Source organism: Bradyrhizobium sp. CSA207, assembly GCF_029051685.1.
GTDB lineage: Bacteria > Pseudomonadota > Alphaproteobacteria > Rhizobiales > Xanthobacteraceae > Bradyrhizobium.
The window spans coordinates 79,806-104,616 of sequence record NZ_JAACFT010000016.1 but is presented as its reverse complement, the minus strand read 5'-3'; the positions used below and the strand labels follow the sequence as shown (position 1 = coordinate 104,616).

Sequence of the window (24,811 nt, the reverse complement as noted above, 5' to 3'; positions counted from 1 at the left end):
CGCTTGCTCCCGATTGCGCGGGCTCAAATCAGCCCGCGGTCGGTCCAGCTAACGGCAGTCGCAGTGCGCGCGCAAGGGCGGCCGGGGTATGGCCGCATGCGCCGCGCGGCGAAACGGCCGCTATTTCTTCTGGCGGGATTCGCGGATCTTCAAGAGCCTATCGAGCTCGTCGTTCTGCTGATTGATGCGGTCGGCGATGCGCGCCTCGTTCTGCTCACCCGAAGCGGCTGCGGCCTGCTCGATTAGCTGGCGGATATTGTCCTCGAGGATCGCGATGCGATCGTTGAGTTGGTCGAGTGAGAGTGTGTCATCGCTCATGATGCATTCCTTGCAAATCAATCAAGAACAGTAGGGTGGGCAAAACGAAGCGTGCTCACCATGATCTAGCGCAAGAAAGTAAGGTGGGCACGGCGCCCGCGCGCCTTTGCCCACCCGACAATAACCTACTTCAGCGGCTCCAGCACGGAGACGTAGTTGGCGACCGCGGCACCGCCCATGTTGAAGATGCCGCCGAGCCTGGCGTTCTTGATTTGCATGCCCTCGGGTGCCTGGCCCGCGAGCTGCATCGCCGTCATCACGTGCATGGAGACGCCGGTGGCGCCGATCGGGTGGCCCTTGGCCTTCAATCCGCCGGACGGATTGACAGGCAGCTTGCCGTCCTTGAGGGTCCAGCCTTCCTTGATCGCACGGGCGCCCTGCCCCTTCGGCGTCAGGCCCATCGCTTCGTACTCGATCAGCTCGGCGACCGTGAAACAGTCATGGGTCTCGACGAAGGAGAGGTCGGTGAGCGCCACGCCCGCCTTCTCCAGCGCGCGCTGCCAGGCGACCGTGCAGCCCTCGAACTGGAGGATGTCGCGCTTGGACATCGGCAGAAAATCCTGGGCATGCGCGGTGGCGCGGAAGCCGATCGACTTGCTCATGCCCTTGGCGGTCTCGGCATCGGCCAGCACCAGGGCGGCGGCACCGTCGGAGACCAGCGAGCAGTCGGTGCGCTTCAGGGGACCGGCGACGTAAGGATTCTTCTCGCTCTCGGCGCGGCAGAACTCGAAGCCGAAATCCTTGCGCATCTGGGCGTAGGGATTGGCGACGCCGTTCTTGTGGTTCTTGGCCGCGATCAGCGCCAGCGCATCGGACTGGTCGCCGTATTTCTGGAAATAGGAACTGGCGATCTTGCCGAATACCCCGGCAAAGCCGCCGACCGTGTCGCCGTCCTCCGGCAAATAGGACGCCTTCAACAGGTTCTTGCCGATCTCGGCGCTCGGCGTGCGCGTCATCTGCTCGACGCCGACGACCAGCACGATCCTGGCCGCCCCTGCGGCGATCGCGCGAACCCCCTGGTGAACGGCGGCGGATCCCGTGGCGCAGGCATTCTCGACACGGGTCGTCGGCTTGAAGCGCAGCTTCGGGTCGGCCTGGAGCACCAGCGAGGCGGTAAAATCCTGCGGCGAGAAGCCGGCATTGAAATGGCCGAGCACGATCTCGTCGACGTCGGAAGCGGAGATGCCGGCATCGGCCATCGCCTCATTGGCAACGCGGGTAATAAGGCTTTCGACGGTTTCGGTGTCGAACTTGCCGAACGGCGTATGCGCCCATCCGACGATGCTGGCGGTCATGGTCATTCTCCCTAGGATCTCTTGCTGACCTAAGTCTTAGCCCAAGGATGGCAAGACTTCACGCGGCTTTCAGGGCCTTGAGCGTGCGCTGGCAGATGGCAGTTATGCCAGCCCAGTTGCCGGCCCTGATCTCCGTGGCCGGGCACAGCCAGGAACCGCCGACCGCCACCACATTGGGTTCGGCGAGCCAGGTCGCCGCATTGGCTTCGCCGACCCCGCCGGTGGGGCAGAACCGCACGTTCGGGAACGGGCCACCGAGCGCGCGCAGGCCCTTGATGCCGCCGGCCTGCTCGGCCGGGAAGAATTTCGCGACGTCGAGGCCGTGCGCCAGCGCCATCATCAGCTCGGAGGCGGTGGCGATGCCCGGCGCGAACGGCAAGGCGCTGTCGGCCGCGGCCTTCAGCAGATCGGGGGTCAAACCGGGGCTGATGCCGAACTTGACGCCGAGCTTCTCGACACGGGCGAAGTCGGCCGGATTGAGGATCGTGCCGATGCCGACGTTGGCCTCGGGCACTTCAGCCATCATCGCCCTCGCGGCCTCGATCGCAACGGGGGTGCGCAGCGTCACTTCCAGCGTGCGGACGCCGCCGGCGACCAGCGCGCGCGCCAGCGGCACGGCATCCTGGATACGCTCGATGGTGAGAACGGGGATGACGGTCGCGTCGCGAAACAGCGCGACGAGGTGATTTTGTTGGGCAGTCGTGGTCATCGTTTCGCTTCTTTACTTGGTCGCCTGACGGGAGGTCGCCGGCCGGTGCCGCTTCTTCGGCAGCATGGCATAGCCCGGAATGATGGCGCCGGGATAGCAGATCACGAGGCTGGCGAGCCGATGCCCGGCCTGGGCGGCCTCGACCGGATCGGAACCGCCGAGCCGGGCGGCGATATAGGCTGCGGCAAAGCTGTCGCCGGCGGCGGTGGTGTCGGCCACGGGCCTGGTCATGGGTTCGGCGTGCACCTCGCTGGTGCCGCCGGGAAAGCGCAGCAGGCTCACCGGCTCGGCGAGCCGGAACACCAGCTCCGGCGAGGGAATGCGCGCCATCAACTGCTCGTGGCTCTCGCCGGGATAGAGCGCGAGCAAATCCTCGGTCGAGGTCAGCACGATATCGGCCGCGGCGAAGGCCGCTGCAAAAACCTCGCGGGCGACGTCGCGATCGGGCCAGCCGCGCGCGCGGAAATTGGTGTCGAACACGAAGCGCGTGCCGAGCAGGCGCGCACGCTTGATCGCCGCAAACAGGCGCTCGCGCCCGGCCGCCTCGTAGATCGACAGCGTGATGGCGGAGAGATAGACGATGTCGTAGCTCATCAGCGAGTTGAGCAGCTCGTCCGTCTCCGGCAGATCCATCAGCAGACGCGCCGCCGCGCTGTCACGCCAGTGAAAGAACTGCCGCTCGCCCTTTGCATCCAGCTGGATCATGTAGAGGCCGGGCAGCTTGCCCGGCAGGCGCACGACGCGCCGGGTCCCGACCCCCTCCGCGGTCCAGGCCGCAATCATTTCATCGCTCAAGGCGTCGTCGCCGAGCGCGGTGAGATAATCGACCTTGACCTCGAGCCGCGCGAGATAGACCGCGGTGTTGAGGGTGTCACCGCCAAAGCCGCGCGAGTACAGGCCACCGCCCTGCCCGACGGATAGTCCAGCAGACTGTCCGGCATGTTGCCCCCCTTGGGCCTGTCGGAGCTCGACCATGCATTCGCCGATGCAAGCAACGCTCGCCATTACTTTACCCGCTCGGTCACAGATCAGGCGACGAAATTGCCGCCGAGCTCGTCTTCGATGTGAATGCGGATGATATCGTCGAAGGTTTTCTCGGCGGTGGTGAATCCGAGCTCGAGCGCCCGCTTTGGATTGAAGTTGCGCGGCCAGCCGCCGACGATGCCGACGATGAAGGGATCCGGCTCCCGCTTGATGCGGGCGGCGACCTTGTCGCCCGCGACCCGCCTCAGCGCCGCGATCTGCTCGCCGACCGTGGCCGACAGGCCCGGCATGGTCAGGTTCCGGCGCGGGCCGACCGCAGCGAGGTCCATGGTGCCGGCATGGAGCAGGAAGCCGACGGCGGAGCGCGGCGTCGCATGCCAGTGGCGGACGTCCTCGGAGACCGGCAGCACGGCCTCCTTGCCGGCGAGCGGCTCGCGCAGGATGTTGGAGAAGAAGCCCGATGCCGCCTTATTGGGCAGGCCGGGCCGGATGCAGATGGTCGGCAGGCGGATGCCGATGCCATCGAGGAAGCCGCGGCGTGAATAATCGGCGAGCAGCAGTTCGCCGATCGCCTTCTGGGTGCCGTAGCTGAGCAGCGGCGTGTGGAAGAACTCATCGCCGATCGCGTCCGGGAACGGCGCGCCGAACACCGCGATCGAGGAGGTGAAGACCACGCGCGGCTTGTAACCGCCGCCTGCGAGCCTGACAGCATCGAGCAGCATCCGGGTGCCGTCGAGATTGATGCGGTAGCCCTTGTCGAAGTCGAGCTCGGCTTCGCCCGAGACGATCGCGGCGAGGTGGAAGATCACATCCGGGCGGCCGGCGATCAGTTTTTCAGCCGCGCCGGGGACGGCAAAGTCGCCCGACACCGTCTCGACCGCAAAACCGGCCTTTTCCGGCTTCTTCGGCTCGACCACGTCGTGCATGGTCAGCTTGGTGATGTCGCTCTTGCCGAGACGGCCGTCGCGCAACAGCCGTTCACACAATTTGCGGCCCACCATGCCGGCGGCGCCCAGAACCAGAATGTGCAAGAGCCTACTCCTTTTTATTGGCCGGAACGCGCTTATTGGCCGAAACGCGCCGCTCCTGGCACGTTCGCTTCGTTTTTCCCTTGGCGCGCTCTCAAGGCAGGCCCCGCGATCACTCCTTCACGGCGCCGGTCATTGCCGACACATAATGCTCCACGAAGAAGGCGTAAAGGATGACCAGCGGCAGCGAGCCGGCCAAGGCACCCGCCATCAGCGAACCCCAGCGGTAGATATCGCCGTCCACGAACTCGTTGACGATCGCGACCGGCACCGTCTTGTTGCTGGTCGACTGCAGGAAGGTCAGCGCGTAGATGAACTCGTTCCAGCACAGCGTGAAACAGAAAATAAAGGCCGAGATTAGCCCGGGGATGGAGAGTGGCAGCACGATCTTGACGAGGATCTGCCAGCGGCTCGCGCCATCGATCAGCGCGCATTCCTCGAGTTCGAACGGGATGGTCTTGAAATATCCCATCAGGAGCCAGGTCGAGAATGGGATCAGGATGGTGGGATAGGTTAGAATCAGGGCCATCGGCGAGTCGAACAGGCCGTACTGGAACACGACGGTGGCGAGCGGGATGAACAGGATCGAGGGCGGCACGAGATAAGCGAGGAAGATCAGGCCGCCGACCAGATTGGCGCCCTTGTAGCGCAGCCGCACGATGGCATAGGCCGCAAGCACGCTTGCGATGATCGACAGCACGGTGGCGCACACCGCCACATACATCGTGTTCCAGAGCCAGTGCGGATAATAGCTTTCAAAAAGCAGCTTGTGGAAGTGCTTGAACGTTGGGCTCCAGGTCCAGAACGGGCTGTAGGTCTCCATGTCGAGCAGTTGCTCGTCCGGTTTCACCGAGGTCAGCGCCATCCAGTAGAACGGAAACAGCAGGATCACGACGATGATCGTGAGCGGCAGATAGAGCGTCACGATCCGCCGCGGCACCGACTGCAGATAGCTCATGCCCTCGCTATGATCGGCCGTCGGCGAAGAGGCAGTCAGTACGGCTTTGAGATCGATGGATCTGGTGGGCAAGTCAGTCATTGCTTTCTCCCTGCTGCCACTTGCGGCGCTGCAAGCCGAACCAGGAGATCATGATGGCCGCGAGCAAGAAGGGAATCATGGCGCTGGAGATTGCGGCACCCTCCCCCAACTGTCCCGCGATGATCGCGCGCTGATAGGACAATGTCGCCATCAGATGCGTGGCGTTGACCGGACCGCCGCGGGTCATCGCCCAGATCAACTGGAAATCGGTGAAGGTAAACAGCACCGAGAAGGTCATCACGACGGCGATGATCGGGGTGAGAAGCGGATAGGTGATGTAGCGGAACCTCTGCCAGCTGGAGGCGCCGTCGAGGGTTGCGGCTTCGTAGAGCGACGGGGACACGGTCTGTAGCCCCGCGAGCAACGTGATCGCGACGAAAGGCACGCCGCGCCAGATATTGGCGAAGATCACGCAGATCCGCGCCCAGGTCGTGTCGCCGAGGAAGTTGATGTTCTGGCTGATCAGGCCGAGATGCTTCAGCGACCAGGAGATGATCGAGAACTGGGAATCGAAGATCCACCAGAAGGCCAGCGCCGACAGCACCGTCGGTACGATGAAGGGGATCAGGACCATCGCACGCAGCATCGCCTTGAACGGCATGTTCTCGTTCAGGAGCAACGCAAGATACAGTCCAATCGCGAATTTGAGGGCGCTGGCGACGAAGGTATAGAGCAGCGTGTTGAACACCGACAGCCAGAAAATGGAATCATCCCAGAGCCACTCATAATTTTCCGTGGCGATGAAGTGCCCGACCCGACCGATACGGGTGTCGGTGAAGGACAGCCAGATGCCGAGCCCCAGCGGATAGGCCAGGAAGAAGATCAGGAACCCCATGGCCGGCAGCATGAACCAGAAACCGAGCCAATTGCGGTTGTGCCTGAGCTGATCCCAGGCGGTCGCCTCGCGAAGTTGAGGCTTGGCTCGGGGGGCAATTGCGATATCAGCCATACCCGACATCCCTGATCGGAGTGCAAATGAGCGGGCGGCGAAAACCGCCCGCTCCATGACCTTAGCGATAGATCCGCTTCAACTGCCGCTCGGCTTCCGCGACGGCGCCCTTGGCGTCCTTCGCCCCGGTGCAGTAGTTGGCGAACATGTCGACCACGATGAAATCCGCGATCGCGGTCGCAGCCTTCTCGCCCGGCGTGCCGATGCCCGACGCCGGCAGTGCGCGCTTACTCGCCTGAGCGAACACCGCATTCTTCGGATCGGCGGTCCAGACCGGCGCCGAATCGTAGGCATTCAGCGTATGGGTGAGATAGCCGCGGGCACCCGACAGCCACTTCTCGAAATTTTCCTTCTCCAGCATGAACGCGGTGAAGGCCTTCGCAGCGTTTGGATATTTCGTGAAGTTGAAGGCGAGGATCGGAACCGTGAGCTGTAACTCGGTCGGCTTCCCGATCGGGCCGACAGGCCACAACGCGTGATAGGTATCTTCCGCAAGATCCTTCTTGGTCGCATCGTCCTTCGCGGCGACATAGATTGAGATACCGTTGGAGGTGCAGAAGAGCTCGCCGGCAAGAAACGCCTTGTTGTTGGAGGAATCGTTCCAGGAGGCGACGCCGGGGATGAAAGTGTCCGACAGCGCCTTGGCGTATTCCAGCGCCTTCAACGTCTCAGGCGAGTTGATGATGACCTTGTCGTCCTTGTCGACGGTCCAGGCGTTGTGACCCCAGAGGACCCAGTGCAGCCAGGCATTGGCGTCACCGCTGGCGTGTCCAAGCGCAAAACCGGCCGGCGTGTTGTTCGCCTTCATGGCCTTGCACATTTCGAGGAAGCCAGGGAAATCCTTCGGAAACTCCTTGAAGCCGGCCTTGTCAGTCGCCGACTTCCGGTAAGTCATATAGCCGCCGACGGTTGCGACGGGGATACCAAGCCAGTCATCGCCCTTCTTGCAGGTCTTGGCAGCGGCGTCGGTCCATCCGCCATACTTCTTGCCGAGATAGTCCGCGACGTCGTTCATCTTCAGAACCTTGGTCGGGAACAGCTGCGGCAGTGTGTGGAGGCCCCACGCCATGTCGAGGCCCGAGCCGGTGTTGGCGGCCACGGACGCCTTCGGCTGCACGTCCTCGAAGGACTCGCTGAACACATTCATGTCCGTACCGGTCGCGGCCTTGAACGCGGCAACCGTGGCATTGAACGCATCGTCTTCCGCCGGCACGAAGCGCTTCCAGCGCATCACCGTCAATTTGGCGCCCGCCTCGGCCTTCCAGGGCGAGTCCGCCGCCCAGGCCTTCGCGAACTCAAACAGTGCCGGCCCGGTCAGTGCGCCGGTGGCGGCCAGTGCCGTTCCGCCTTGAAGCAGAGCCCGGCGGGTAAAATCTTGCATGGTGTCCTCCCTGTGATGCTTTTTTTGTAACTTGCTTTATTCAGCTTGCCTTACGTATTGAGCCGTTTCCCTGTCGCCTCGTCGAACAAGTGAATCACGGACGGATCGGGCTTCAGCCGAACCTTGTCGCCGGGGTTGAATTGGTGACGCTCGCGGAAGACCGCGACGACCTGCTCGCCACCGAGCTTTGCAAACACCTGGGTTTCGGAGCCGGTCGGCTCGACCACGACGATCTCGGCTTCGGCACCGTCGTCGGCGATGGTGAAATGCTCGGGCCGGACGCCAAAGACCACAGGACGGCCGTCGGACGCCGCCGGCGCGGTCCGCAGCGGCAGCTTGACCCCGTTCGGTCCCTCGAAGGTCGCAACGCCGTTGGTGCGCACATGGCCCTTGAGGAAATTCATCGCAGGAGAGCCGATGAAGCCGGCGACGAATTGGTTCTCCGGCTTGTCGTAGAGCTCGAGCGGTGTGCCCATCTGCTCGACGATGCCGTCGTGCATGACGACGATCTTGTCGGCCATGGTCATGGCCTCGATCTGGTCGTGGGTGACGTAGACGGTAGTCGTCTTCAGCCGCTGATGCAGCTCCTTGATCTCGGTGCGCATGGCGACGCGCAGCTTGGCGTCGAGGTTCGACAACGGCTCGTCGAACAAGAACACCTGCGGATCGCGCACGATGGCGCGGCCCATAGCGACGCGCTGACGCTGGCCGCCGGAGAGCTGGCGCGGATAGCGCTCGAGCAGCGGCGACAGCGCTAGAATTTCGGCCGCGCGCTTGACGCGCTTGTTGATCTCGTCGGAGCTGGCATTGCGCAGCTTGAGCGAGAAGCCCATGTTTTCGCCGACCGTCATGTGCGGATAGAGCGCGTAGTTCTGGAACACCATCGCAATATCCCGCTCCTTGGGCTGGACATTGTTGACGACGCGGTCGCCGATCGAGATCGTGCCGGAGGTGATGTTCTCGAGGCCTGCGAGCATGCGCAGAAGCGTCGACTTGCCGCAGCCGGAGGGGCCAACCAGGACGACGAACTGGCCATCCTCGATCGGGATCGAGACTCCGTGCAGGACTTCAAAATTGCCGAACGATTTCCGCACGTCGCGGATTTGCACAGACGACATCTAGCTCCCTCCTTCGACTCGACGACGCAACTGTCTGTCGCGCCGCCACCGTCTTGTTTTTTCAGACTTCACCGAACGAAGCCCGACCTACTCGGACGACATTGTCGGCAGTTTGCGCGGTTTTGGCAATTTGTCTTTGGTTAGTCGTTGGTGGTAGCGCTGTCAACGTTCCTTTGTTTGCGGGATCGACTGTGTTAAGAGCAACATATGGGTCGAAAGCGCACCAAGTCAGGCAAGATCCGGCTGGCGGAAGTCGCTGAGCACGCCGGCGTGAGCCCGATCACGGCCTCCCGCTTCTTTCGCAATCCCGAGGCGCTGTCGGAGGCCAAGCGGGCGCGGGTCGAAAGCGCGGCCAAGGAGCTCGGCTACGTGCCGAACCTCGCCGCACGCGCGCTGGCCTCGCATCGCACCGAGGTGATCGGTGTCCTGATCCCGTCACTGACCAACAATGTGTTCTCAGACGTGCTGCGCGGCATCTATGATGCATCCGAGAACAGCCGTTACTCGATTCAGCTGTCCAACACACGCTACAGTATCCTCCAGGAGGAAAAACTGCTGCGGCTGTTTCTCGCGCAGAAGCCAGCCGGGCTGATCGTCACCGGCATCGACCAGACGGCGGAATCGCACGCGATGCTGGAGGCGGCCGACTGCCCGATCATGCAGATCATGGAGATCGGACCCAATCCCGTCGACATGATGATCGGCTTTTCGCACTATGATGCGGCCCGCGCCGCGATTGCGCACCTGTTCGAACAGGGCCATCGCAGAATCGGATTCCTCGGCGCGCGCATGGACCCGCGGGTGCAGCGGCGGCTCGACGGCTACCAGGCGGCGATGAAGGATGCGGGCCTGTTCGACCAGCGCCTGATCGTTGCCACGGCGACGCCGACCTCCGTCACGCTCGGCGGGGCGCTGTTCACCGATCTGCTGGCCAAGTCGCCCGATATCGATTCGGTGTTCTGCGCCAATGACGACCTCGCGCTCGGCGTGCTGTTTGAATGCCGCCGCCGCGATATCGCGATCCCCGAGCAGATCGCCATCATCGGATTCAACGACCTGGAATTCATGGCCTCCGCGGTCCCCACCCTCACCAGCATACGCACCAATCGCTACGAGATGGGCCGGATGGCCGCCACCATGCTGATCGATGCCATCGAGGGCCGCCGCCCGGAGCAACCGGTGCTCGACCTCGGCTTCAAGGTGATCGAGCGCCAGAGTTCGCCGGTGCGGCGTTCGGACAGCAGGCCCACGCCGACCGGCGCGGGCACCGCGAACAAAATGGTAGCGTTACCAAGCAGCCATGACTAGTATCGCATTTGTGAGGAAACCACCCGCCAGCGGGCCTGCGATTTATCGCGCGCGCCGTTGGGCATCGCACAAGCCGACACTATAGGACCGACGCCAGTGCGTTTGCATTGCAGGAGAGATCAATGACAAAAAAGCCGACCAACGGGCCTGCGCCCGCCAGCAACGGCAGCCGCCGCCACCTTCGCTCGCAGGAGTGGTTCAACAACCCGCATAATCCGGGCATGACCGCGCTCTATATGGAGCGCTACCTGAACTACGGCCTCACCCGCGCGGAACTTCAGTCCGGCAAGCCGATCATCGGCATCGCCCAGACCGGCAATGACCTCTCCCCTTGCAACCGCCACCATATAGAGCTCGCGCACCGGGTCCGCGAGGGCATCCGCGAGGCCGGCGGCATCGCGATGGAATTTCCGACCCACCCGATCCAGGAGACCGGCAAGCGCCCGACCGCCGCGCTCGATCGCAACCTTGCCTATCTCGGCCTGGTCGAGATCCTCTACGGCTATCCGCTCGACGGAGTGGTGCTGACCACCGGCTGCGACAAGACCACGCCGGCCTGCATGATGGCGGCGGCGACCGTCAATCTGCCCGCGATCGTGCTGTCGGGCGGGCCGATGCTAAACGGCTGGCACAATGGCGAGCGCACCGGCTCCGGCACCATCGTCTGGAAGTCGCGCGAGCGGCTCGCCGCCGGCGAGATCGACTACGAGGAATTCATGGAGATCGTGGCCTCCTCCGCTCCCTCGGTCGGCCATTGCAACACCATGGGCACCGCCTCGACCATGAACGGGCTGGCCGAAGCGCTCGGGTTCTCGCTGCCGGGCTGCGCTGCGATCCCTGCGCCCTATCGCGAGCGCGGCCAGATCTCCTACGAGACCGGCAAGCGCATTGTCGAGATGGTTTGGGAGGATCTGAAGCCCTCGGACATCCTGACCCGCAAGGCGTTCGAGAACTGCATCGTGATCAACTCGGCGATCGGCGGCTCGACCAACGCGCCGATCCACATCAACGCCCTGGCCCGCCATATCGGCGTGGAGCTGTCGATCGACGACTGGCAGAAAGTGGGCCACGACGTGCCGCTGCTGGTCAACATGCAGCCGGCCGGCTTCTATCTCGGCGAGGAATTCCACCGTGCCGGCGGCGTGCCGGCCGTGGTGCGCGAGCTGATGAAGCACAAGCGCATCCATGAGGACGCGGTCACGGTCAACGGCCGCGGCATCGGCGAGAACTGCGCCAACGCGCCGAAACCCGACAACGACGTGATCTGGGCCTACGACAAGCCGCTGGTCAAGGACGCCGGCTTCCTGGTGCTGCGCGGTAATCTGTTCGATTCCGCGATCATGAAGACCAGCGTGATCTCCAAGGAGTTTCGCGACCGCTACCTCAGCAACCCCAAGGACCTCAACGCCTTCGAGGGCCGCGCCGTCGTGTTCGAGGGGCCGGAGGATTATCACGCTCGGATCGACGATCCCGCGCTCGATATCGACGAGCGCTGTGTGCTGTTCATTCGCGGCACCGGGCCGATCGGCTATCCCGGCGGCGCCGAGGTCGTGAACATGCAGCCGCCGGCGGCACTGATCAAACGCGGCATCCACTCCCTGCCCTGCATCGGCGACGGCCGCCAGTCCGGCACCTCGGGCTCGCCCTCGATCCTCAACGCCTCGCCGGAAGCCGCCGCCAATGGCGGGCTCGCGATCCTCAGGACCGGCGACCAGGTCCGCATCGACCTCAACAAGGGCAGCGCCAACATCCTGATCTCCGACGACGAGTTGAAGAAGCGCCACGCCGAGCTGATGGCCAATGGCGGCTTCAAGCATCCGCCCAACCAGACGCCGTGGCAGGAGCTCTACCGCAACACCGTCGGCCAGCAATCGACCGGCGCCTGCATGGAGCTCGCCACGCGCTACCAGAACGTCGCTGGCGCGTTTGGCGTGGCGCGGGATAATCACTGAGTTAGGCACCCGTAGCCCGGATGGAGCGTAGCGCAATCCGGGGTCAACCTCGGTGAACGCAACATCCCGGATTACGCTGGCGCTCCATCCGGGCTACGGCGCTACGGCAATAAGGAAATCGAGGAAAACAAGAAAATGGCAGACCGCCTCAAAGGAAAGCGCGCTGTTGTCACCGCCGCAGCCGCTGGCATCGGGCGTGCATGCGCCATCGCATTCGCGCGTGAAGGTGCAACCGTCATCGCCACCGACATCAATGAAAGCGGCATCGCGAGCCTGGCGAAGGAAGGCATCGCCGAGACCGCAAAGCTTGACGTTCGCGACACCGCCGACGTCAACGCATTTGCCACGCGCATCGGCAAGGTCGACATCCTGCTCAATGCAGCAGGCTTCGTGCACCACGGCACCATTCTGGACTGCTCGGAGGAAGATTGGGATTTCTCGTTCGACCTCAACGTCAAGTCCATGCACCGGACCATCAAGGCGTTTCTGCCGGCGATGCTGGCGGGCGGCGGCGGCAGCATCGTAAACATCTCGTCATGCGCGGCGTTGCGGCCGCCGGTGAACCGCTATGCCTACAGCGCGTCCAAGGCCGCGGTATCGCTGTTGACGCGCGCGGTTGCGCTCGACTTCATCACCCAGGGCATCCGCTGCAACAGCATCTGCCCCGGCACGGTGGAAACGCCGTCGATGCTCGACCGCGCCGCCGCTCAGGGCCCGCAGGGCAAGGAGCAATTCATCGCCCGCCAGAAGATGGGCCGGCTCGGCACCGCGGACGAAATCGCGTCGATGGCGGTCTATCTCGGCAGTGACGAAAGCGCATTCACCACCGGCGTCGACCTCGTCGTCGACGGCGGTTACATGCTCTGATCACTCCTCATCCCGAGGAGGCGCGACCAGCGCCGTCTCGAGGGATGGACCACGGGCTCCATGGTTCGAAACGCGCGCAAGTGCGCGCTCCTCACCATGAGGGATAGATAAGGGGTTTCCGGCATGAACAAGATCGATCTCAACGGCCGTGCCGCCATCGTCACCGGCGGCGCGCAGGGGTTTGGCCGCGCCATCGTTCAACGCTTCGTCGATTCCGGCGCCAAGGTCGCGATCTGGGATTTCGATGCGACGTTGGCCGAGAAAACCGCAAAAGAGATCGGCGGCGAGACCAAGGTCTTCAAGGTCGACATCACCGACACTGCCGGCGTCGAGCAAGCGCGCGATGCGACGCTCGCCGCCTTCGGCAAGATCGACATCCTCGTCAACAATGCCGGCATCGCCGGCGTCAACAAGCCGGTCTGGGAGACCGAGCTGGAGGAATGGCGCAAGGTGCTGCGCATCAACCTCGACGGCCCCTTCATCTGCTGCAAGGCGGTCGTGCCCGCGATGCTCAAGCAGGAATACGGGCGGATCGTGAACATCGCGTCCATTGCCGGCAAGGAAGGCAATCCGAATGCCTCGCACTATTCGGCCTCCAAGGCCGGCCTGATCGCGCTGACGAAATCGCTCGGCAAGGAGCTCGCGCAACACGACATCCTCGTCAACGCGGTGACGCCGGCGGCGGCGAAGACCGCGATCTTCGACCAGATGACGCAGCAGCATATCGATTTCATGCTGTCGAAAATTCCAAAAGGCCGCTTCGTGCTGGTGGAAGAGCTCGCCGCGATGGTGGCGTGGCTCGCATCCGAAGATTGTGCCTTCTCCACCGGCGCGGTGTTTGATATTTCCGGGGGACGGGCGACGTACTGAGACATTGGCCGCCCGAGGGGGCGGACCATGCAGTTTGGGCGTCGGGATTTTGTGAAGCTCGCAGCGGGCGCAGGCGCGCTGCCGCTGCTGTCATCGACGACACTCGCGCAGTTCGCGCCCAACCCGCCGAGCATCCGCCCGCCCTCGCCGGCCGAGCGCGGCGCCATGGCACGGCTCGCGCACAGCTTCATGGACAAGTACGGCGTGCCTGCGCTGTCCTTTGCGATCGGCTATGCTGGCACTGTTGTCCACGAGGACTCCTTCGGTCTTGCCGATATCGAGCGGAACGAGGCCGTGACGCCGCGGCATCTGTTCCGGATCGCCAGCGTCAGCAAGATGATCACCTCGGTCACGATCTTCCGCCTGATCGAAGAGAACCGCCTCAAGCTGACGGATCGCGTGTTCGGCCCCGGCGCGTTGCTCGGCACCGACTATGGGCAGCCGCCCAACTCACCCGGTATCGACCAGATCACGCTCGAGCATCTCCTGACGCACACCGCCGGCGGCTGGAGCAACGACAACCGCGATCCCATGTTCACGCATCCGCGGATGGATCATGCACAGCTGATCGCGTGGACGCTCGCCAACCGGCCGCTGGACCGCCCGCCGGGCCAGCACTACGCCTACTCCAATTTCGGCTATTGCGTGCTGGGGCGGGTCATCGAGAAGCTCACGGGCCAACCCTATGCCGAGCACGTCCGCGCCGAGGTGCTGGCGCGCTGCGGTGTCGCCGACATGACGATCGCCGGCAACACGCGCGACCAGCGCCAGGCCGGCGAGGTCGCCTATTACGGCCAGGGCGAAGGTCCCTACGACATGAATGTCAGGCGGATGGATTCCCATGGCGGCTGGATCGCGACGCCGTCGGATCTCGTCCAGTTTCTGATGCATGTCGACGGCTACATGAGGCCAGCGAACATCCTGCGGCCGCGCACGATCGAGGTCATGACCACCGCGCCCGCCTACAGCCCCAACTATGCCAAGGGCTTCTGCGTCAACAAATTCGACAATTGGTGGCACAATGGCAGTCTGCCGGGCACCAGCACGATTGCCGTGCGGACCCATGGCGGCTTCTGCTGGGCCGCCTTCAGCAACGCCAGACGGAGGAATTCGAGCATGGATGGCGATCTCGACAACCTGAACTGGAGCATGGCGCGTCAGGTCGCCGAGTGGCGGGTCGCATGATCCGGGAGGGCGGATGCCTGTGCGGCGCGGTGCGGTTCAAGGCGGAGGGCGAACCGCTGAACGTCCGCATCTGCCATTGCCGCGTATGCCAGAAGGCGATGGGCTCGCCCTTCTTCGCCCGCGCGCAGTTCGACCAGAGCGCGCTCACGGTCGAAGGTGAGACCGCGCGATATGCATCCTCGGAAAACATCGACCGCGTGTTCTGCAAGCGCTGCGGCACGCGGCTGTTCGCCTGGCGGCGCAACGGCACGCTGGCGGGCGTCGCGCTCGCGACCTTCGACGATCGCAACGCCTTTGCGCCGACCGAGCACATCTGGGTCTCGGAAAAGCTCGCCTGGCTGAAGCTCGACGACGGCCTGCGGCAATATCAGACGACGATCCCGACGTGATATCGCGTTAGCCTGAGGCACCGGCCGCTTCAACGCGCCGGCCCGGCGTGGTCGCGATCCAGATCCCGGCAAGCACCGCGACGATTCCCGCCGCCAGATTCCAGCGCAGCGGCTCGTGCAGCAACCACGCCCCGACCAGCGACGCCGTGACCGGGTTGACCGTGACCGAGATCGCGACGCGCGTCGGTGTCGTCCGCTCCAGTGCGAAGGCCCAGAGATAGAATGTCAGTGCCGCGCCGAAGGCGCCGAGATACAGCGCCGCGAGCCATTGCGGCGCGGCAAAATTCGCGACCGGTGCAAAGCTGCCGCGCACATCGGAGAGCAGAATCAGGCAGGCCGCGCCCGCCGCCATGCTCATGGTGGTGAAGGCGATCGGGCTGGAGCGCCGGATCAGCGGCTTCGACCAGATGCCGTACAGCGCCATGCACAGCGCCGCAGCCATCATCAAGAGATCGCCGCGCCATGCGCCCGCTGGCGCCGCGGTCAGGTCGGACAGAAGCGCAACGGCAACGCCAGAGGTCGCGATCACGACACCGACCGATTTGCGCCAGGTCAGTGCTTCGGCGCCGACCGCAGCCCCGATCACCAGCGACAGCAGCGGAAGTGTCGACAGCGCGAGCGCGCCGCGCGCCGCGGTGGTGAAGATCAGCGATGCATTGAACAGGATCGGGAACAGGGCGAAGAACAGCAAACCGAGTCCGGTCGCAACCGCCCAGTCCCCTCGCCCCGGCCAACGATCGCCGCGCAGCAGCGCCAGCGGCAACAGCAGGAGAAAGCCGATACCGAACCGGAACGAGCCGATCGCCAGCGGATCGATCGCGTCGACGAGATAGCGCGTCGCGCCGATCGACGTGCCGCCCAGCGCGCTCGACAGCACGGCGGCCAAGACGCCAAAAATCTCGCCCACAGTCCCTCCCGTCGAACGGCTTTGCGCGCAGCATACGAGGCGCGCCGAAACTGGGAATGGAATTTCCGTCATGCTGGGATAAAGTTTCGTCATGAACGCGCCCGATCTCGATCCCGATCTGCTCAAGGCTTTCCTCGCCGTCGCCGAGCATCGCTCGTTCACACGCGCGGCCCACTTGCTCAACCGGACCCAATCGGCGGTGAGCCTCCAGGTCAGGCGCTTGGAGGAGCGGCTCGGCACAAAGCTGTTTCAGCGCGACAGGGCCGGCGTCTTGCCGACCGCGGCAGGCAACGAGCTGCGCAACTATGCGCGTCGCATCCTCGCCCTCAACGCGGAGGCGGTCGGCGCGCTGCGCGCACGCAAGACCGAAGCTGAGGTCCGCCTCGGCGTGATGGACGACTATGGCACGATCGTCATTCCGCCGTTGCTGGCGAGCTTTGCCCAAAACCATCCGCTGGTCAGGGTCGAGATCGAGACTGGCCTGACCGCAATGATGCCGGCGCGGCTTGGTGAGGCCTACGATCTCGTCATCGCCATGCATCCGCAAGGACGCGGCACCGGCGACCTATTAAGGCGCGAGCAGGCGGTCTGGGCGGCCGCCTCGTCTTATCGGACTGCGACGCAGGCGCCCCTCGCCATGGCGCTCTATCCGTCGGGCTGCCTGTTCCGCCAATGGGCTGCGGAGGCGCTCGATGCTGCGGGCCGTCCCTGGCGCCTTGCCTATGTCAGCCGGACGCTCGCGGCGGTCGAGCAGATCGCCGCCGCGGGCCTTGCCGTGACCGTGGTGAAGGCTGGCACTATGCCCGCTCGGCTTCGCCGTCTGTCAGGGCGGGATGGCTTTCCGCCCCTGCCGGCGGCCGACATCCGCCTGCACCGGGCTCGAAATCTTTCGCGTGCCGGCGCGCTGCTCGCCGATCATTTGCAGCGTGGCATTTCGGAACCTGCCGCCCTATGTTGACTTGAAGCGTCGCTGCACCGCCGGTTTGGCTGGGACGGCTGCAAGGCCGCAGGCAAAAAACCGGGACAGACGAGCCGTGAACATTTCCATTTATGACATCTCCGTCTGGGTGCTGCCGCTGGTGCTCGCCATTACCTTTCACGAGGCCGCCCACGGCTTCGTCGCGCATCGCCTCGGCGACGACACCGCGTCGCAGCTGGGCCGCGTCAGCTTCAATCCGCTCCGGCACATCGACCCGTTCGGAACCCTGATCCTGCCGGCGATGCTGTTGTTTGCGCATTCACCGTTCCTGTTCGGCTATGCCAAGCCGGTGCCGGTGAATTTCCGCAAACTCAACAACCCCAGGCTCGACATGGTCTGGGTGGCACTGGCCGGGCCGGTCACCAACATCCTGCTGGCACTGGTGGCGGCGCTCGCCCTCCACGCGCTGCCTTGGGTGCCGGCCAACTCGGCGCAATGGATCTTTGACAACCTCAAGAATGCCCTGTTGATCAACGCCGTGCTCGCGGTTTTCAACATGATGCCGATCCCGCCGCTCGATGGCGGGCGGGTCGCGGTCGGGCTGTTGCCCCGACCGCTCGCCCTGCCACTGGCGCGGCTCGAGCCATTCGGCATGCTAATCCTGATCGCCTTCCTGATCCTGCTACCCTTGGCGGGTTCCCAGTTCGGTCTAAATCTTGATGTTATTTCAGCGATACTACGAATGTTGACCGGTTATGTGATTCAAGCTGTTCTCTTTCTGACCGGCAATGCGTAGTTGAAGCGCAACAACCGAACACACGCCGAAGGGCCCGAGGCCGACTTGGTCAAAGCTGCCGATATGCTGATCGCGCGACGCGCCGACACCCGCGCCCGCGCCGATTTCGCCACCTGGAAGATGATGGCCAAACTCAACGGGTTGTCCGCGCTGCCGCCTGAGGCTCAGGAATTCCTCGCCAGTTACAAAAATCTCCTGGCGCAGATGGGCGAAGGCGAGGCCACCGAGGCCACCACGGCTGCGATCTACAAGGCCTACTATACCGAGATGGGCGGCGCCGGAATCGCGCCGGACGTCCGCCCCCGCCCGCCCGAGCCGGCGGCGGACAATGTTACCGCTTTCCGCCGTCCGGCGCCGAAGCCGAAGAAGGCGGCCTCCTTCGCGGCATCGACGTTTGGCGGGAGCCAGAAGCGTCCGCTGCCAGTGGCACTGATCTTCGCCTGCCTGGTCGTGGTCTATGTCGGGATCCGGCTTTACTGGCGCTGACCAAGCTATCGCCGCATCGCGGCCTCAGCCCTTACTCGCCGCCTTTTCGTTCTTCCTGAAGATCACCGGCAAGACGAATGTCAGCCCGTCGTCGGCGACCAGCGGCGGCGGCGTCGGCACGGGATCGGAGCGCTTCACCATGCCGATGGCGGCCTCATCGAAGGCCGGATCGCCAGAACCCTTTTCGATGGCGACGGTGACCACATGCCCGAGCCGGTCGAGCGTCAGCCGAACCGAGAGTTCAGCGGCCTTGAACAGGCCCTTGGGATAGCGCTTGTGCCGGTCGAGATGCGCGACCAGGTCCTTTTCCCAGCCCTGGCGAATGCGAACGGAGCGGTCGCTCTTCTTCTCGGCGTCCGAGGTCGGCATTGCCGTCGCTTCCGCGGCGGGCGACGCCACCGAGGCGTTGGTGGGGACAACCGACTCCTTGGTTTCCTCCTCGACCGGCTTCTTGGCCTCGTTCATCGTCACGGCCCGGTCAGCCTGTTCGGCCTCCATCGGGACGTCCTTCGGAAGGCTGCTCTCCTTGAGTTCCGCCTTCTGTTCGGTCAGCTCGGGGGACGCCACGGATTCGTTGGAGTCCGGCCCCGGCGGCAATTCGCTGGGTTCGCCGTTGGGCGACATTGCCTCGAGGCCGACCTCGATACCCTGCGGATCGGCGATGAAGTCCGGCTCGTCGCCACGGAGATTGGCGAGCGCCAGCGCTGCGCCGCCCAGATGAAGCGCGAGCGCGCCCACTGCGGCGGCGACCCATAGTTTCCGAGAGGGCTTCAGTTCGAGATCGGACATGGGCCTCAAGCCTTCGTCACGGCTTTGGTGCTTCCGGCGGCGCGCCCTGCGGCGGCGCAGCCCCCGGGACACCCTCCAGCGTCACCAGCTTGACCTTGGAATACCCCCCCTTGTTCAGGAACTCCAGCACCTCCATCAGCTCGCCATAGGGCACGGCGCGATCGGCGCGCAGGAAGATGTATTTGTCCTTGCTCATGTCCGCCGTGTTGTCGAGTGCACTGACAAGATCGACTCGCTTGACGAAGTTCTCCCCGATCGCCACCGAAAGATCCGGCTTGATGGTGACGTAGGTCGGCTTGTCCGGCTTCTTCTGCGGCGTCGATGTCGACGTCGGCAGATCGATCGGCAGATCGACCGTCGACAGCGGGGCTGCGACCATGAAGATGATCAGCAGCACCAGCATGACGTCGATGAACGGCGTGACGTTGATCTCATGCGTTTCGGCGAAATCGTCGTCATCGACGTCATGGTCTGCGATCGAAGCGCCCATCGTTCACTCCGCCGCGCGCGAATGCACGCTGCCATGGCTGCGATCGAGATCGCGCGACAACAGCCGCGCCGCCGCACCCGAGGCACGGCTGACGAGCTCGAGATAGCTCTTCGTCACGCGCGAAAAGTGGTTGTAGATGATAACGGCGGGGATCGCCGCGACGAGGCCGATCGCGGTTGCGAGCAGCGCTTCGGCGATGCCGGGCGCGACCACGGCGAGGTTCGTAGTCTGCGACTTCGAGATGCCGATGAAGCTGTTCATGATGCCCCAGACCGTGCCGAACAGTCCGACGAAGGGCGACGTCGAACCGATGGTCGCGAGCACGCCCATGCCGATGCGGATGCGCCGCCCCTCGGCGCGCACGATCTCGGCAAAGCTCGAGGCTGCACGCTCCTTGATGCCGGTGTCGCTGGAGATGCCCGCCGACATTCGCGCCTCGCGCAGCGCCAAGGCCAGGAAGGACGGCAACACGCCCTCCTTGGTACCGAGCGCCATCTGCGCTTCCGCGAGCGAGCGCGCGTCCGCAACCTTCTTCAGCGCCGAACGAAGCTTGGCGGAGGCAACCGACAGCTCGATCGACTTGGCGAGGAAGACGGTCCAGGTCATCAGCGAGGCGAAGGCAAGCCCGATCATCACCGCCTTCACGATGATGTCCGCTGACATGAACATCACCCAGGGTGACAGTTCCTTCATGGCCGGCGCGGCCGACTTCAGCGGACGGCTGCCTGCATCGGCGGGCGCCGCGTCCGGCGCAGAGGCCGACGGAGCGGCGGGCGCGGCGGACTGCGCCGCAGGCGTTGAGGTCGCAGGGGTGGAGCTCGCAGGCGCAGGGCTGACTGCCGACGGCTGAGTCACCGCCGGCTGGGGTTGTTGCTGGGCAGAAACGGGAGATGCGAGCCAGGCGGTCGCCAGCATCACGGCTGCGGCAAGGCTTGCTTGGACAAGGCTTGCTTGGAAAGATGTGCGCTTCATACTTCGGCCCAGTAGCGGATGAGGTTGTGATAGATGCCCGTCAATTTGACCGTTTCGGGATCGTCACGCCCGAGCCGTTTCACGAGCGCCTGAATGGCGGTGTCGAGGTCAAAGATCATGCTGCGGGCTTGATCGTCCCGTATCATGCTCTGAAGCCAGAAGAAAGACGCAACCCGCGTTCCCCGGGTCACCGGCGTCACGAGATGCAGGCTGGTCGAGGGATAGAGCACACAGTCCCCGGCTTGCAACTTGACTTCGTGCGAACCGTAGGTGTCCTCGATCACAAGTTCGCCACCATCGTACTCTTCCGGCTCGCTGAGGAATAGCGTCATCGACAGGTCTGTGCGGATGCGAAGGCCGGTCAGACGGTCGCCGCGGATCGCATTGTCGACGTGAAGGCCGAAATGGTGGCCGCTGCTGGCCGCATAGCGATTGAACAGCGGCGGGAAGATCTGGAGCGGGATGGCCGCGGCCAGGAACCGCGGGTTCGATGTCAGCGCCGAGATGATGCGGTTGCCGAGTTTTCGCGCGACCTCGCCGTCCGGGGGCAACTGCTCGTTGCGCTTGACCATTGCCGACTGCGCGCCCGCGGTGGAACGGCCGTCCTCCCATTCGCTGGCATCCATGATGCGGCGGAACTCCGCCACATCATCTTTGCTCAGGATGCCCTCGATGCATGTCAGCATGGTACCTCGTTGAAGCTTCTCAATAGCGCGCCGAGAGCACCAGATAGGCGGCGCGTCCCGGCGCCTCCAGCACGAACGGCGCAGCGCTCTGATACAGCGCGTCGTAGTAGCGCTTGTCGAAGATGTTGTTGACGAAGAGCTTGACCTGCCAATTCTTGTCGATCTTGGCTTCCGCGAACACATCGAAACGCCAGTAGCTCGGGATCGACGTGCCCTGGTTCGCCGCGAGCAATGTGCCGCCGTAGATCTTCGAGCGGTACACCGCCTGCCCACCCAGCTCCCAGGTGTCGCTGAGCTGGTACTTCGACAGCAGGCTGAAGGACTGATGCGCGATGTTGGCGAGCGGCAGCCCGACATTCGTTGGGTAGAGCGTTTTGTTCGCCGATGGAGCCAGTGACTTCGTGACCTCCGACTCCATGAGAACGAGACCGCCGAATACGCTCCATTTGTCCGTGATCTTGCCGCCGACGCCAAGATCGATGCCGCGGATGCGGTAGGAAGCGCCGGCCGTGATGCAGGAGATATTGCCCGTCGTTCCGGCTGGATACGAACATCCAAGCGCGGCAGCAGCGACTGCATTGCCCACGTTCTGCGACTCGCGGGCGTTTTCCTTTTCGGTCTGGAACAGCGCTGCAGTCAGCAGCAGATGGCGGTCGAACAGCTCCCATTTGGTGCCGACCTCGATGGCCTTGTTCTTCTCCGGCCCGAATATCTGGGTGTTGCCGCCGGCAAGGGTCGGGTTGAGGCCGCCATAGGCCGTGCTGGTGCCGTCGAACTCGGCGCCAACCGGATTTGCCGAGGTCGCATAGGCCACGTAGACGCTGCCGTTCGGCAACGGCTTCAAGGTGAGGCCGAGATTGAAGTTCGGGATCAGGAACTCCGCCGACTGCTGGCCGAAGGCGCCGCTCGCCGCATAGCCTGACGTCTTGATGCTGTAATCGTCATAGCGGAAGCCGCCGTTGAGGATCACCAGGTCGCGATAGTTCGCGCTGTCCATGACGTAGCCGCTGACGGTGTCGATCGCGATTTTGGTCGGCAATCCGGTGAGGCCTCCCGGTATCGGGAACGGAAGATTGGTGTATTGCGGATAGAACACGCTGACGTCGCTCTTTGATCCGCTGCCGCTGAAGGGTGTGCCGGTCGCCTGCTCGGAACTGAGACCGGTGTACCTGTCGATCGACGAACGCTCGCGGTCGTATTCGACGCCGCCGAGCAGCGTGTGCTTGAACCCGGCATCGTCGTTGAACTTGTAGGTCGCCTCGGTCTGGTTGGCGAACACATCAGTGACTTGGTAGCGGCTCTGCGGATTGGCGCTGAGGGTCGAGGCCGAGAGTGGATTTTTCAACGACGGCGCTTCGGGAAGCGTGCCGATGTAGTTCTGGGTCGAGCGCGAGTCCCGGATCTTGTTGCTGAGCATCAGGTCGGGCGTAATCTGGATCTCGGCATTGATGGTGCCAATGTCCTGGCCGGTCCGGAAGAAGTCGCGGTTGACGAAGCCGTAGAAATTATTGCGGTTGACGCCGAAGTCCGGGAACGGACCGCCGGCGGTCGACGACGTGCTCGGCCGATAATAAGGCACGCCGAAATCGGGAATGCCGGTCAATTCGGTGTGGATATAGCTGCCGGTGACCTTGATCGCATCGGTCGGATTCCAGGTCGTGGCGACGAAAGCACCGTTGCGATTGTCGGTGACATAGCTGCGTCCCGCGACATCGGCGTCCTGGAACAGGCCGCCGGCGCGAACGGCGAGCGTCGGGTTGATCACCTGGTTGACGTCGAGCGTCACTCGCTTGGCGTGATCGGTGCCAAACGTGGTGTCCATATTGTAGAAGCTCTTCTCCGTCGTAGCCTGCTTGGTGACGATGTTGATCGCACCGCCGGCGATACCGCGGCCGGAAAAGGTCGAGCCGGGACCGCGCAAAATCTCGACCTGCTCGGTGAAGAAATTCTCGCGGACGCTGACGCCGGAATCGCGCACACCATCGATGAAGATGTCATTGCGGGCATCGAAGCCGCGGATGAAGAAGCGGTCGCCGAAGGCGTTGCCGCCCTCGCCCGTGCCCAACGTCACACCGGCCGTGCTGAGAATGGCCTGCTTCAGCGTCGTGGCGTTCTTGTCCTCGAGCACTTCCTTGCTCAGCACGGTGATCGACTTCGGCGTGTCGACCAGCTTCTCCGGGAACTTGCCGCCGGCCTGCACGTGATCGACCTTGTAGGGCGCAGCGGGATCCGCATAGGGGTTGCGGTCTGCTGCCGGTCCGTTCGTATTGACGATCGGGGCCTGCGCCGCCTGCTGCCGCTGCGCCGCGCGCCGCAGCGCATTGCGCGCGCGGACTTGCTCGGCGGTCGGCTTCGAGGCGGCCGGACGCGGACGTTCGACGGGAGCGTCGACCGTCACCGGCGGCAGGTTCGATTGCTGCGCCTGGGCGCCGGTCGACACCGACGCCACCGCGATCAGGCTCGCAACTGCCGAGACCGTCTTGCCAGAACCACCCCACGATCTTTCATCCATCGAATCGAACGCTGCGACCGAACGCAACGACTTCGGTGCGACCACCTGCCCCATTACAACACGCCCCATCTTCTTATTCGCTCGCTCACTTCGGCGAACGATGGGAACGTTGGTATCGGCCGCAAAATAGCCGGTCAATGCGAGCAACTCGCAAGAACGCTTGAATAGGTCCAGATCAAAACGATTCTAAACTGTGGTTTGAAATCGTTCTAAATCGAGATTGGGATTCGTTCTAAAACCAGCGCGAAAAAGTACCGCAACACTCGGCGTCGCGCGCTCAATCGCTGCTTGAATCGCTGCTTGGCGGCTTCATCAGCGAGAACAACTCGTCGACGGTGTGCTGCGCGACCGTACGCACGCGATCGGAATTGTCCATGCCGGCGATGTTGATGCCACTGACGACGGCTTTGATCTCGTCGCGGAAGTCGGTCAGGAAGCGCAAGGGATCGCGCTGCTCGTTGGCAACGCGCGCGATCAGTCCCGTGATCAAGATCTGACACGCGATCAGCTTGCCGTTCAGCTCGTCCATCCTGCGCTCCCGTTGTGACGGGTCGATATGAACGATGCCGGTTTTCCTTGGCAACCCAAACACCGTGCGGACGATTTAGAACCGTTCTCGCGAAATTGCGCGAAGTGTCCCTTCGCTGGACCTCCTTCGGCTTTGCGGACGGCTGGACAGGTCAGCGCACACCGCCTCCGAGCATGTCCCAAGTTTTGCACGTGGATCGGTCGCGGCGGAAAAATGCAGCACTGCACACCGCTGCGGCACAAGGTTGCCTAAGCAATGCAAAGCTTTCCAATTGTTTAGGATTCTCAACTGATAGTGCTGTTTACACTGGAACTTGGCGTGTATTATACAAGC

Annotated in this window: 25 protein-coding genes; 9 read left to right on the top strand and 16 right to left on the bottom strand. The window is 63.7% G+C overall.

Annotated features, from left to right (window positions below; translation table 11 throughout):
• Positions 1–120: 120 nt before the first annotated feature.
• The 9 genes from GWG65_RS19555 to ugpC all read right to left on the bottom strand — a co-directional run bounded on the left by GWG65_RS19555 (position 121) and on the right by ugpC (position 8,821).
• Complete coding sequence (locus GWG65_RS19555) at positions 121–318, bottom strand: hypothetical protein (RefSeq protein ID WP_148741185.1); 198 nt, start codon at positions 316–318, stop codon at positions 121–123.
• 125 nt (positions 319–443) lie between these two features.
• Positions 444–1,613 carry an acetyl-CoA acetyltransferase gene (locus GWG65_RS19550; RefSeq protein ID WP_275197160.1) on the bottom strand — a complete coding sequence of 390 codons (1,170 nt, stop codon included), beginning with the start codon at positions 1,611–1,613 and terminating at the stop codon, positions 444–446.
• Between the two features lie 58 nt (positions 1,614–1,671).
• Complete coding sequence (eda, locus tag GWG65_RS19545; RefSeq protein ID WP_275197159.1) at positions 1,672–2,322, bottom strand: bifunctional 4-hydroxy-2-oxoglutarate aldolase/2-dehydro-3-deoxy-phosphogluconate aldolase; 651 nt, start codon at positions 2,320–2,322, stop codon at positions 1,672–1,674.
• Positions 2,323–2,334: 12 nt separating this feature from the next.
• Positions 2,335–3,327 (bottom strand): sugar kinase, encoded by a 993-nt coding sequence (locus GWG65_RS19540; protein WP_275197158.1) that lies wholly within the window; start codon positions 3,325–3,327, stop codon positions 2,335–2,337.
• Positions 3,328–3,350: 23 nt separating this feature from the next.
• On the bottom strand, positions 3,351–4,337 hold the full coding sequence (gene denD / locus GWG65_RS19535) for a D-erythronate dehydrogenase (protein WP_275197157.1): 987 nt from the start codon (positions 4,335–4,337) through the stop codon (positions 3,351–3,353).
• A 109-nt stretch (positions 4,338–4,446) separates the two neighbouring features.
• Positions 4,447–5,373, bottom strand: coding sequence for a carbohydrate ABC transporter permease (locus tag GWG65_RS19530; protein ID WP_275197156.1), 927 nt, complete (start codon positions 5,371–5,373; stop codon positions 4,447–4,449).
• Complete coding sequence (locus tag GWG65_RS19525) at positions 5,366–6,322, bottom strand: sugar ABC transporter permease (RefSeq protein WP_275197155.1); 957 nt, start codon at positions 6,320–6,322, stop codon at positions 5,366–5,368. The genes GWG65_RS19530 and GWG65_RS19525 overlap by 8 nt, the downstream gene beginning before the upstream one ends.
• A 61-nt stretch (positions 6,323–6,383) precedes the next feature.
• On the bottom strand, positions 6,384–7,703 hold the full coding sequence (locus GWG65_RS19520) for an ABC transporter substrate-binding protein (RefSeq protein WP_275197154.1): 1,320 nt from the start codon (positions 7,701–7,703) through the stop codon (positions 6,384–6,386).
• 50 nt (positions 7,704–7,753) lie between these two features.
• Complete coding sequence (ugpC, locus tag GWG65_RS19515) at positions 7,754–8,821, bottom strand: sn-glycerol-3-phosphate ABC transporter ATP-binding protein UgpC (RefSeq protein ID WP_275197153.1); 1,068 nt, start codon at positions 8,819–8,821, stop codon at positions 7,754–7,756.
• 207 nt (positions 8,822–9,028) lie between these two features.
• Between ugpC and GWG65_RS19510 the strand changes: the two genes are divergently transcribed.
• From GWG65_RS19510 to GWG65_RS19485, 6 genes are all read left to right on the top strand, one after another.
• Positions 9,029–10,129: a LacI family DNA-binding transcriptional regulator gene (locus tag GWG65_RS19510; protein ID WP_275197152.1), complete on the top strand. Its 1,101-nt coding sequence runs from the start codon at positions 9,029–9,031 to the stop codon at positions 10,127–10,129.
• A 122-nt stretch (positions 10,130–10,251) separates the two neighbouring features.
• A complete protein-coding gene (locus GWG65_RS19505) occupies positions 10,252–12,081 on the top strand; it encodes an IlvD/Edd family dehydratase (RefSeq protein ID WP_275197151.1) in 1,830 nt (609 codons plus the stop codon).
• 135 nt (positions 12,082–12,216) lie between these two features.
• Positions 12,217–12,948 (top strand): SDR family oxidoreductase, encoded by a 732-nt coding sequence (locus GWG65_RS19500; protein WP_275197150.1) that lies wholly within the window; start codon positions 12,217–12,219, stop codon positions 12,946–12,948.
• A gap of 123 nt (positions 12,949–13,071) precedes the next feature.
• Positions 13,072–13,818 (top strand): SDR family NAD(P)-dependent oxidoreductase, encoded by a 747-nt coding sequence (locus GWG65_RS19495; RefSeq protein WP_275197149.1) that lies wholly within the window; start codon positions 13,072–13,074, stop codon positions 13,816–13,818.
• A 27-nt stretch (positions 13,819–13,845) separates the two neighbouring features.
• A complete protein-coding gene (locus GWG65_RS19490; protein ID WP_275197148.1) occupies positions 13,846–15,003 on the top strand; it encodes a serine hydrolase in 1,158 nt (385 codons plus the stop codon).
• Positions 15,000–15,392: a GFA family protein gene (locus tag GWG65_RS19485; RefSeq protein ID WP_275197147.1), complete on the top strand. Its 393-nt coding sequence runs from the start codon at positions 15,000–15,002 to the stop codon at positions 15,390–15,392. Before GWG65_RS19490 ends, GWG65_RS19485 begins: the two co-directional genes overlap by 4 nt.
• A 7-nt stretch (positions 15,393–15,399) precedes the next feature.
• On the opposite strand, the gene GWG65_RS19480 is transcribed toward GWG65_RS19485, so the two are convergent.
• Entirely contained in the window at positions 15,400–16,299 is a 900-nt protein-coding gene (locus GWG65_RS19480; protein WP_275197146.1) for a DMT family transporter, read from the bottom strand.
• A gap of 91 nt (positions 16,300–16,390) precedes the next feature.
• On the opposite strand from GWG65_RS19480, the gene GWG65_RS19475 reads away from it, so the two are divergent.
• The 3 genes from GWG65_RS19475 to GWG65_RS19465 all read left to right on the top strand — a co-directional run bounded on the left by GWG65_RS19475 (position 16,391) and on the right by GWG65_RS19465 (position 18,500).
• Positions 16,391–17,257 carry a LysR family transcriptional regulator gene (locus tag GWG65_RS19475; protein WP_275197145.1) on the top strand — a complete coding sequence of 289 codons (867 nt, stop codon included), beginning with the start codon at positions 16,391–16,393 and terminating at the stop codon, positions 17,255–17,257.
• Between the two features lie 76 nt (positions 17,258–17,333).
• Positions 17,334–18,014, top strand: coding sequence for a site-2 protease family protein (locus tag GWG65_RS19470; protein WP_275197144.1), 681 nt, complete (start codon positions 17,334–17,336; stop codon positions 18,012–18,014).
• A 63-nt stretch (positions 18,015–18,077) separates the two neighbouring features.
• Complete coding sequence (locus GWG65_RS19465; protein WP_275197241.1) at positions 18,078–18,500, top strand: hypothetical protein; 423 nt, start codon at positions 18,078–18,080, stop codon at positions 18,498–18,500.
• A gap of 24 nt (positions 18,501–18,524) precedes the next feature.
• Here the strand turns inward: GWG65_RS19465 and GWG65_RS19460 are convergent, their stop codons facing one another.
• The 6 genes from GWG65_RS19460 to GWG65_RS19435 form a co-directional block, all read right to left on the bottom strand.
• The gene (locus GWG65_RS19460) at positions 18,525–19,289 is read right to left on the bottom strand and encodes a TonB family protein (protein ID WP_275197143.1); all 765 of its coding nucleotides are present in this window, start codon (positions 19,287–19,289) and stop codon (positions 18,525–18,527) included.
• A 16-nt stretch (positions 19,290–19,305) separates the two neighbouring features.
• Positions 19,306–19,779, bottom strand: coding sequence for a TonB system transport protein ExbD (gene exbD / locus GWG65_RS19455; RefSeq protein WP_275197142.1), 474 nt, complete (start codon positions 19,777–19,779; stop codon positions 19,306–19,308).
• Between the two features lie 3 nt (positions 19,780–19,782).
• The gene (gene exbB / locus GWG65_RS19450; RefSeq protein ID WP_275197141.1) at positions 19,783–20,751 is read right to left on the bottom strand and encodes a tonB-system energizer ExbB; all 969 of its coding nucleotides are present in this window, start codon (positions 20,749–20,751) and stop codon (positions 19,783–19,785) included.
• Positions 20,748–21,437, bottom strand: coding sequence for a Fe2+-dependent dioxygenase (locus GWG65_RS19445; protein ID WP_275197140.1), 690 nt, complete (start codon positions 21,435–21,437; stop codon positions 20,748–20,750). Before GWG65_RS19445 ends, exbB begins: the two co-directional genes overlap by 4 nt.
• Before the next feature lie 19 nt (positions 21,438–21,456).
• The gene (locus GWG65_RS19440) at positions 21,457–24,003 is read right to left on the bottom strand and encodes a TonB-dependent receptor (protein WP_275197240.1); all 2,547 of its coding nucleotides are present in this window, start codon (positions 24,001–24,003) and stop codon (positions 21,457–21,459) included.
• A gap of 223 nt (positions 24,004–24,226) precedes the next feature.
• Entirely contained in the window at positions 24,227–24,478 is a 252-nt protein-coding gene (locus GWG65_RS19435; protein ID WP_275197139.1) for a hypothetical protein, read from the bottom strand.
• Between the last annotated feature and the right edge of the window lie 333 nt (positions 24,479–24,811).

Bases quoted from the DNA above. Each gene is read 5' to 3' on its own strand.
- GWG65_RS19555 (WP_148741185.1), bottom strand. From the start codon at position 318: ATGAGCGATGACACACTCTCACTCGACCAACTCAACGATCGCATCGCG.
- GWG65_RS19550 (WP_275197160.1), bottom strand. From the start codon at position 1,613: ATGACCGCCAGCATCGTCGGATGGGCGCATACGCCGTTCGGCAAGTTC.
- eda (WP_275197159.1), bottom strand. From the start codon at position 2,322: ATGACCACGACTGCCCAACAAAATCACCTCGTCGCGCTGTTTCGCGAC.
- GWG65_RS19540 (WP_275197158.1), bottom strand. From the start codon at position 3,327: ATGGCGAGCGTTGCTTGCATCGGCGAATGCATGGTCGAGCTCCGACAG.
- GWG65_RS19530 (WP_275197156.1), bottom strand. From the start codon at position 5,373: ATGACTGACTTGCCCACCAGATCCATCGATCTCAAAGCCGTACTGACT.
- GWG65_RS19525 (WP_275197155.1), bottom strand. From the start codon at position 6,322: ATGGCTGATATCGCAATTGCCCCCCGAGCCAAGCCTCAACTTCGCGAG.
- GWG65_RS19520 (WP_275197154.1), bottom strand. From the start codon at position 7,703: ATGCAAGATTTTACCCGCCGGGCTCTGCTTCAAGGCGGAACGGCACTG.
- ugpC (WP_275197153.1), bottom strand. From the start codon at position 8,821: ATGTCGTCTGTGCAAATCCGCGACGTGCGGAAATCGTTCGGCAATTTT.
- GWG65_RS19510 (WP_275197152.1), top strand. From the start codon at position 9,029: ATGGGTCGAAAGCGCACCAAGTCAGGCAAGATCCGGCTGGCGGAAGTC.
- GWG65_RS19505 (WP_275197151.1), top strand. From the start codon at position 10,252: ATGACAAAAAAGCCGACCAACGGGCCTGCGCCCGCCAGCAACGGCAGC.
- GWG65_RS19500 (WP_275197150.1), top strand. From the start codon at position 12,217: ATGGCAGACCGCCTCAAAGGAAAGCGCGCTGTTGTCACCGCCGCAGCC.
- GWG65_RS19495 (WP_275197149.1), top strand. From the start codon at position 13,072: ATGAACAAGATCGATCTCAACGGCCGTGCCGCCATCGTCACCGGCGGC.
- GWG65_RS19490 (WP_275197148.1), top strand. From the start codon at position 13,846: ATGCAGTTTGGGCGTCGGGATTTTGTGAAGCTCGCAGCGGGCGCAGGC.
- GWG65_RS19485 (WP_275197147.1), top strand. From the start codon at position 15,000: ATGATCCGGGAGGGCGGATGCCTGTGCGGCGCGGTGCGGTTCAAGGCG.
- GWG65_RS19475 (WP_275197145.1), top strand. From the start codon at position 16,391: ATGAACGCGCCCGATCTCGATCCCGATCTGCTCAAGGCTTTCCTCGCC.
- GWG65_RS19465 (WP_275197241.1), top strand. From the start codon at position 18,078: ATGCTGATCGCGCGACGCGCCGACACCCGCGCCCGCGCCGATTTCGCC.
- GWG65_RS19460 (WP_275197143.1), bottom strand. From the start codon at position 19,289: ATGTCCGATCTCGAACTGAAGCCCTCTCGGAAACTATGGGTCGCCGCC.
- exbD (WP_275197142.1), bottom strand. From the start codon at position 19,779: ATGGGCGCTTCGATCGCAGACCATGACGTCGATGACGACGATTTCGCC.
- exbB (WP_275197141.1), bottom strand. From the start codon at position 20,751: ATGAAGCGCACATCTTTCCAAGCAAGCCTTGTCCAAGCAAGCCTTGCC.
- GWG65_RS19445 (WP_275197140.1), bottom strand. From the start codon at position 21,437: ATGCTGACATGCATCGAGGGCATCCTGAGCAAAGATGATGTGGCGGAG.
- GWG65_RS19440 (WP_275197240.1), bottom strand. From the start codon at position 24,003: ATGGGGCAGGTGGTCGCACCGAAGTCGTTGCGTTCGGTCGCAGCGTTC.
- GWG65_RS19435 (WP_275197139.1), bottom strand. From the start codon at position 24,478: ATGGACGAGCTGAACGGCAAGCTGATCGCGTGTCAGATCTTGATCACG.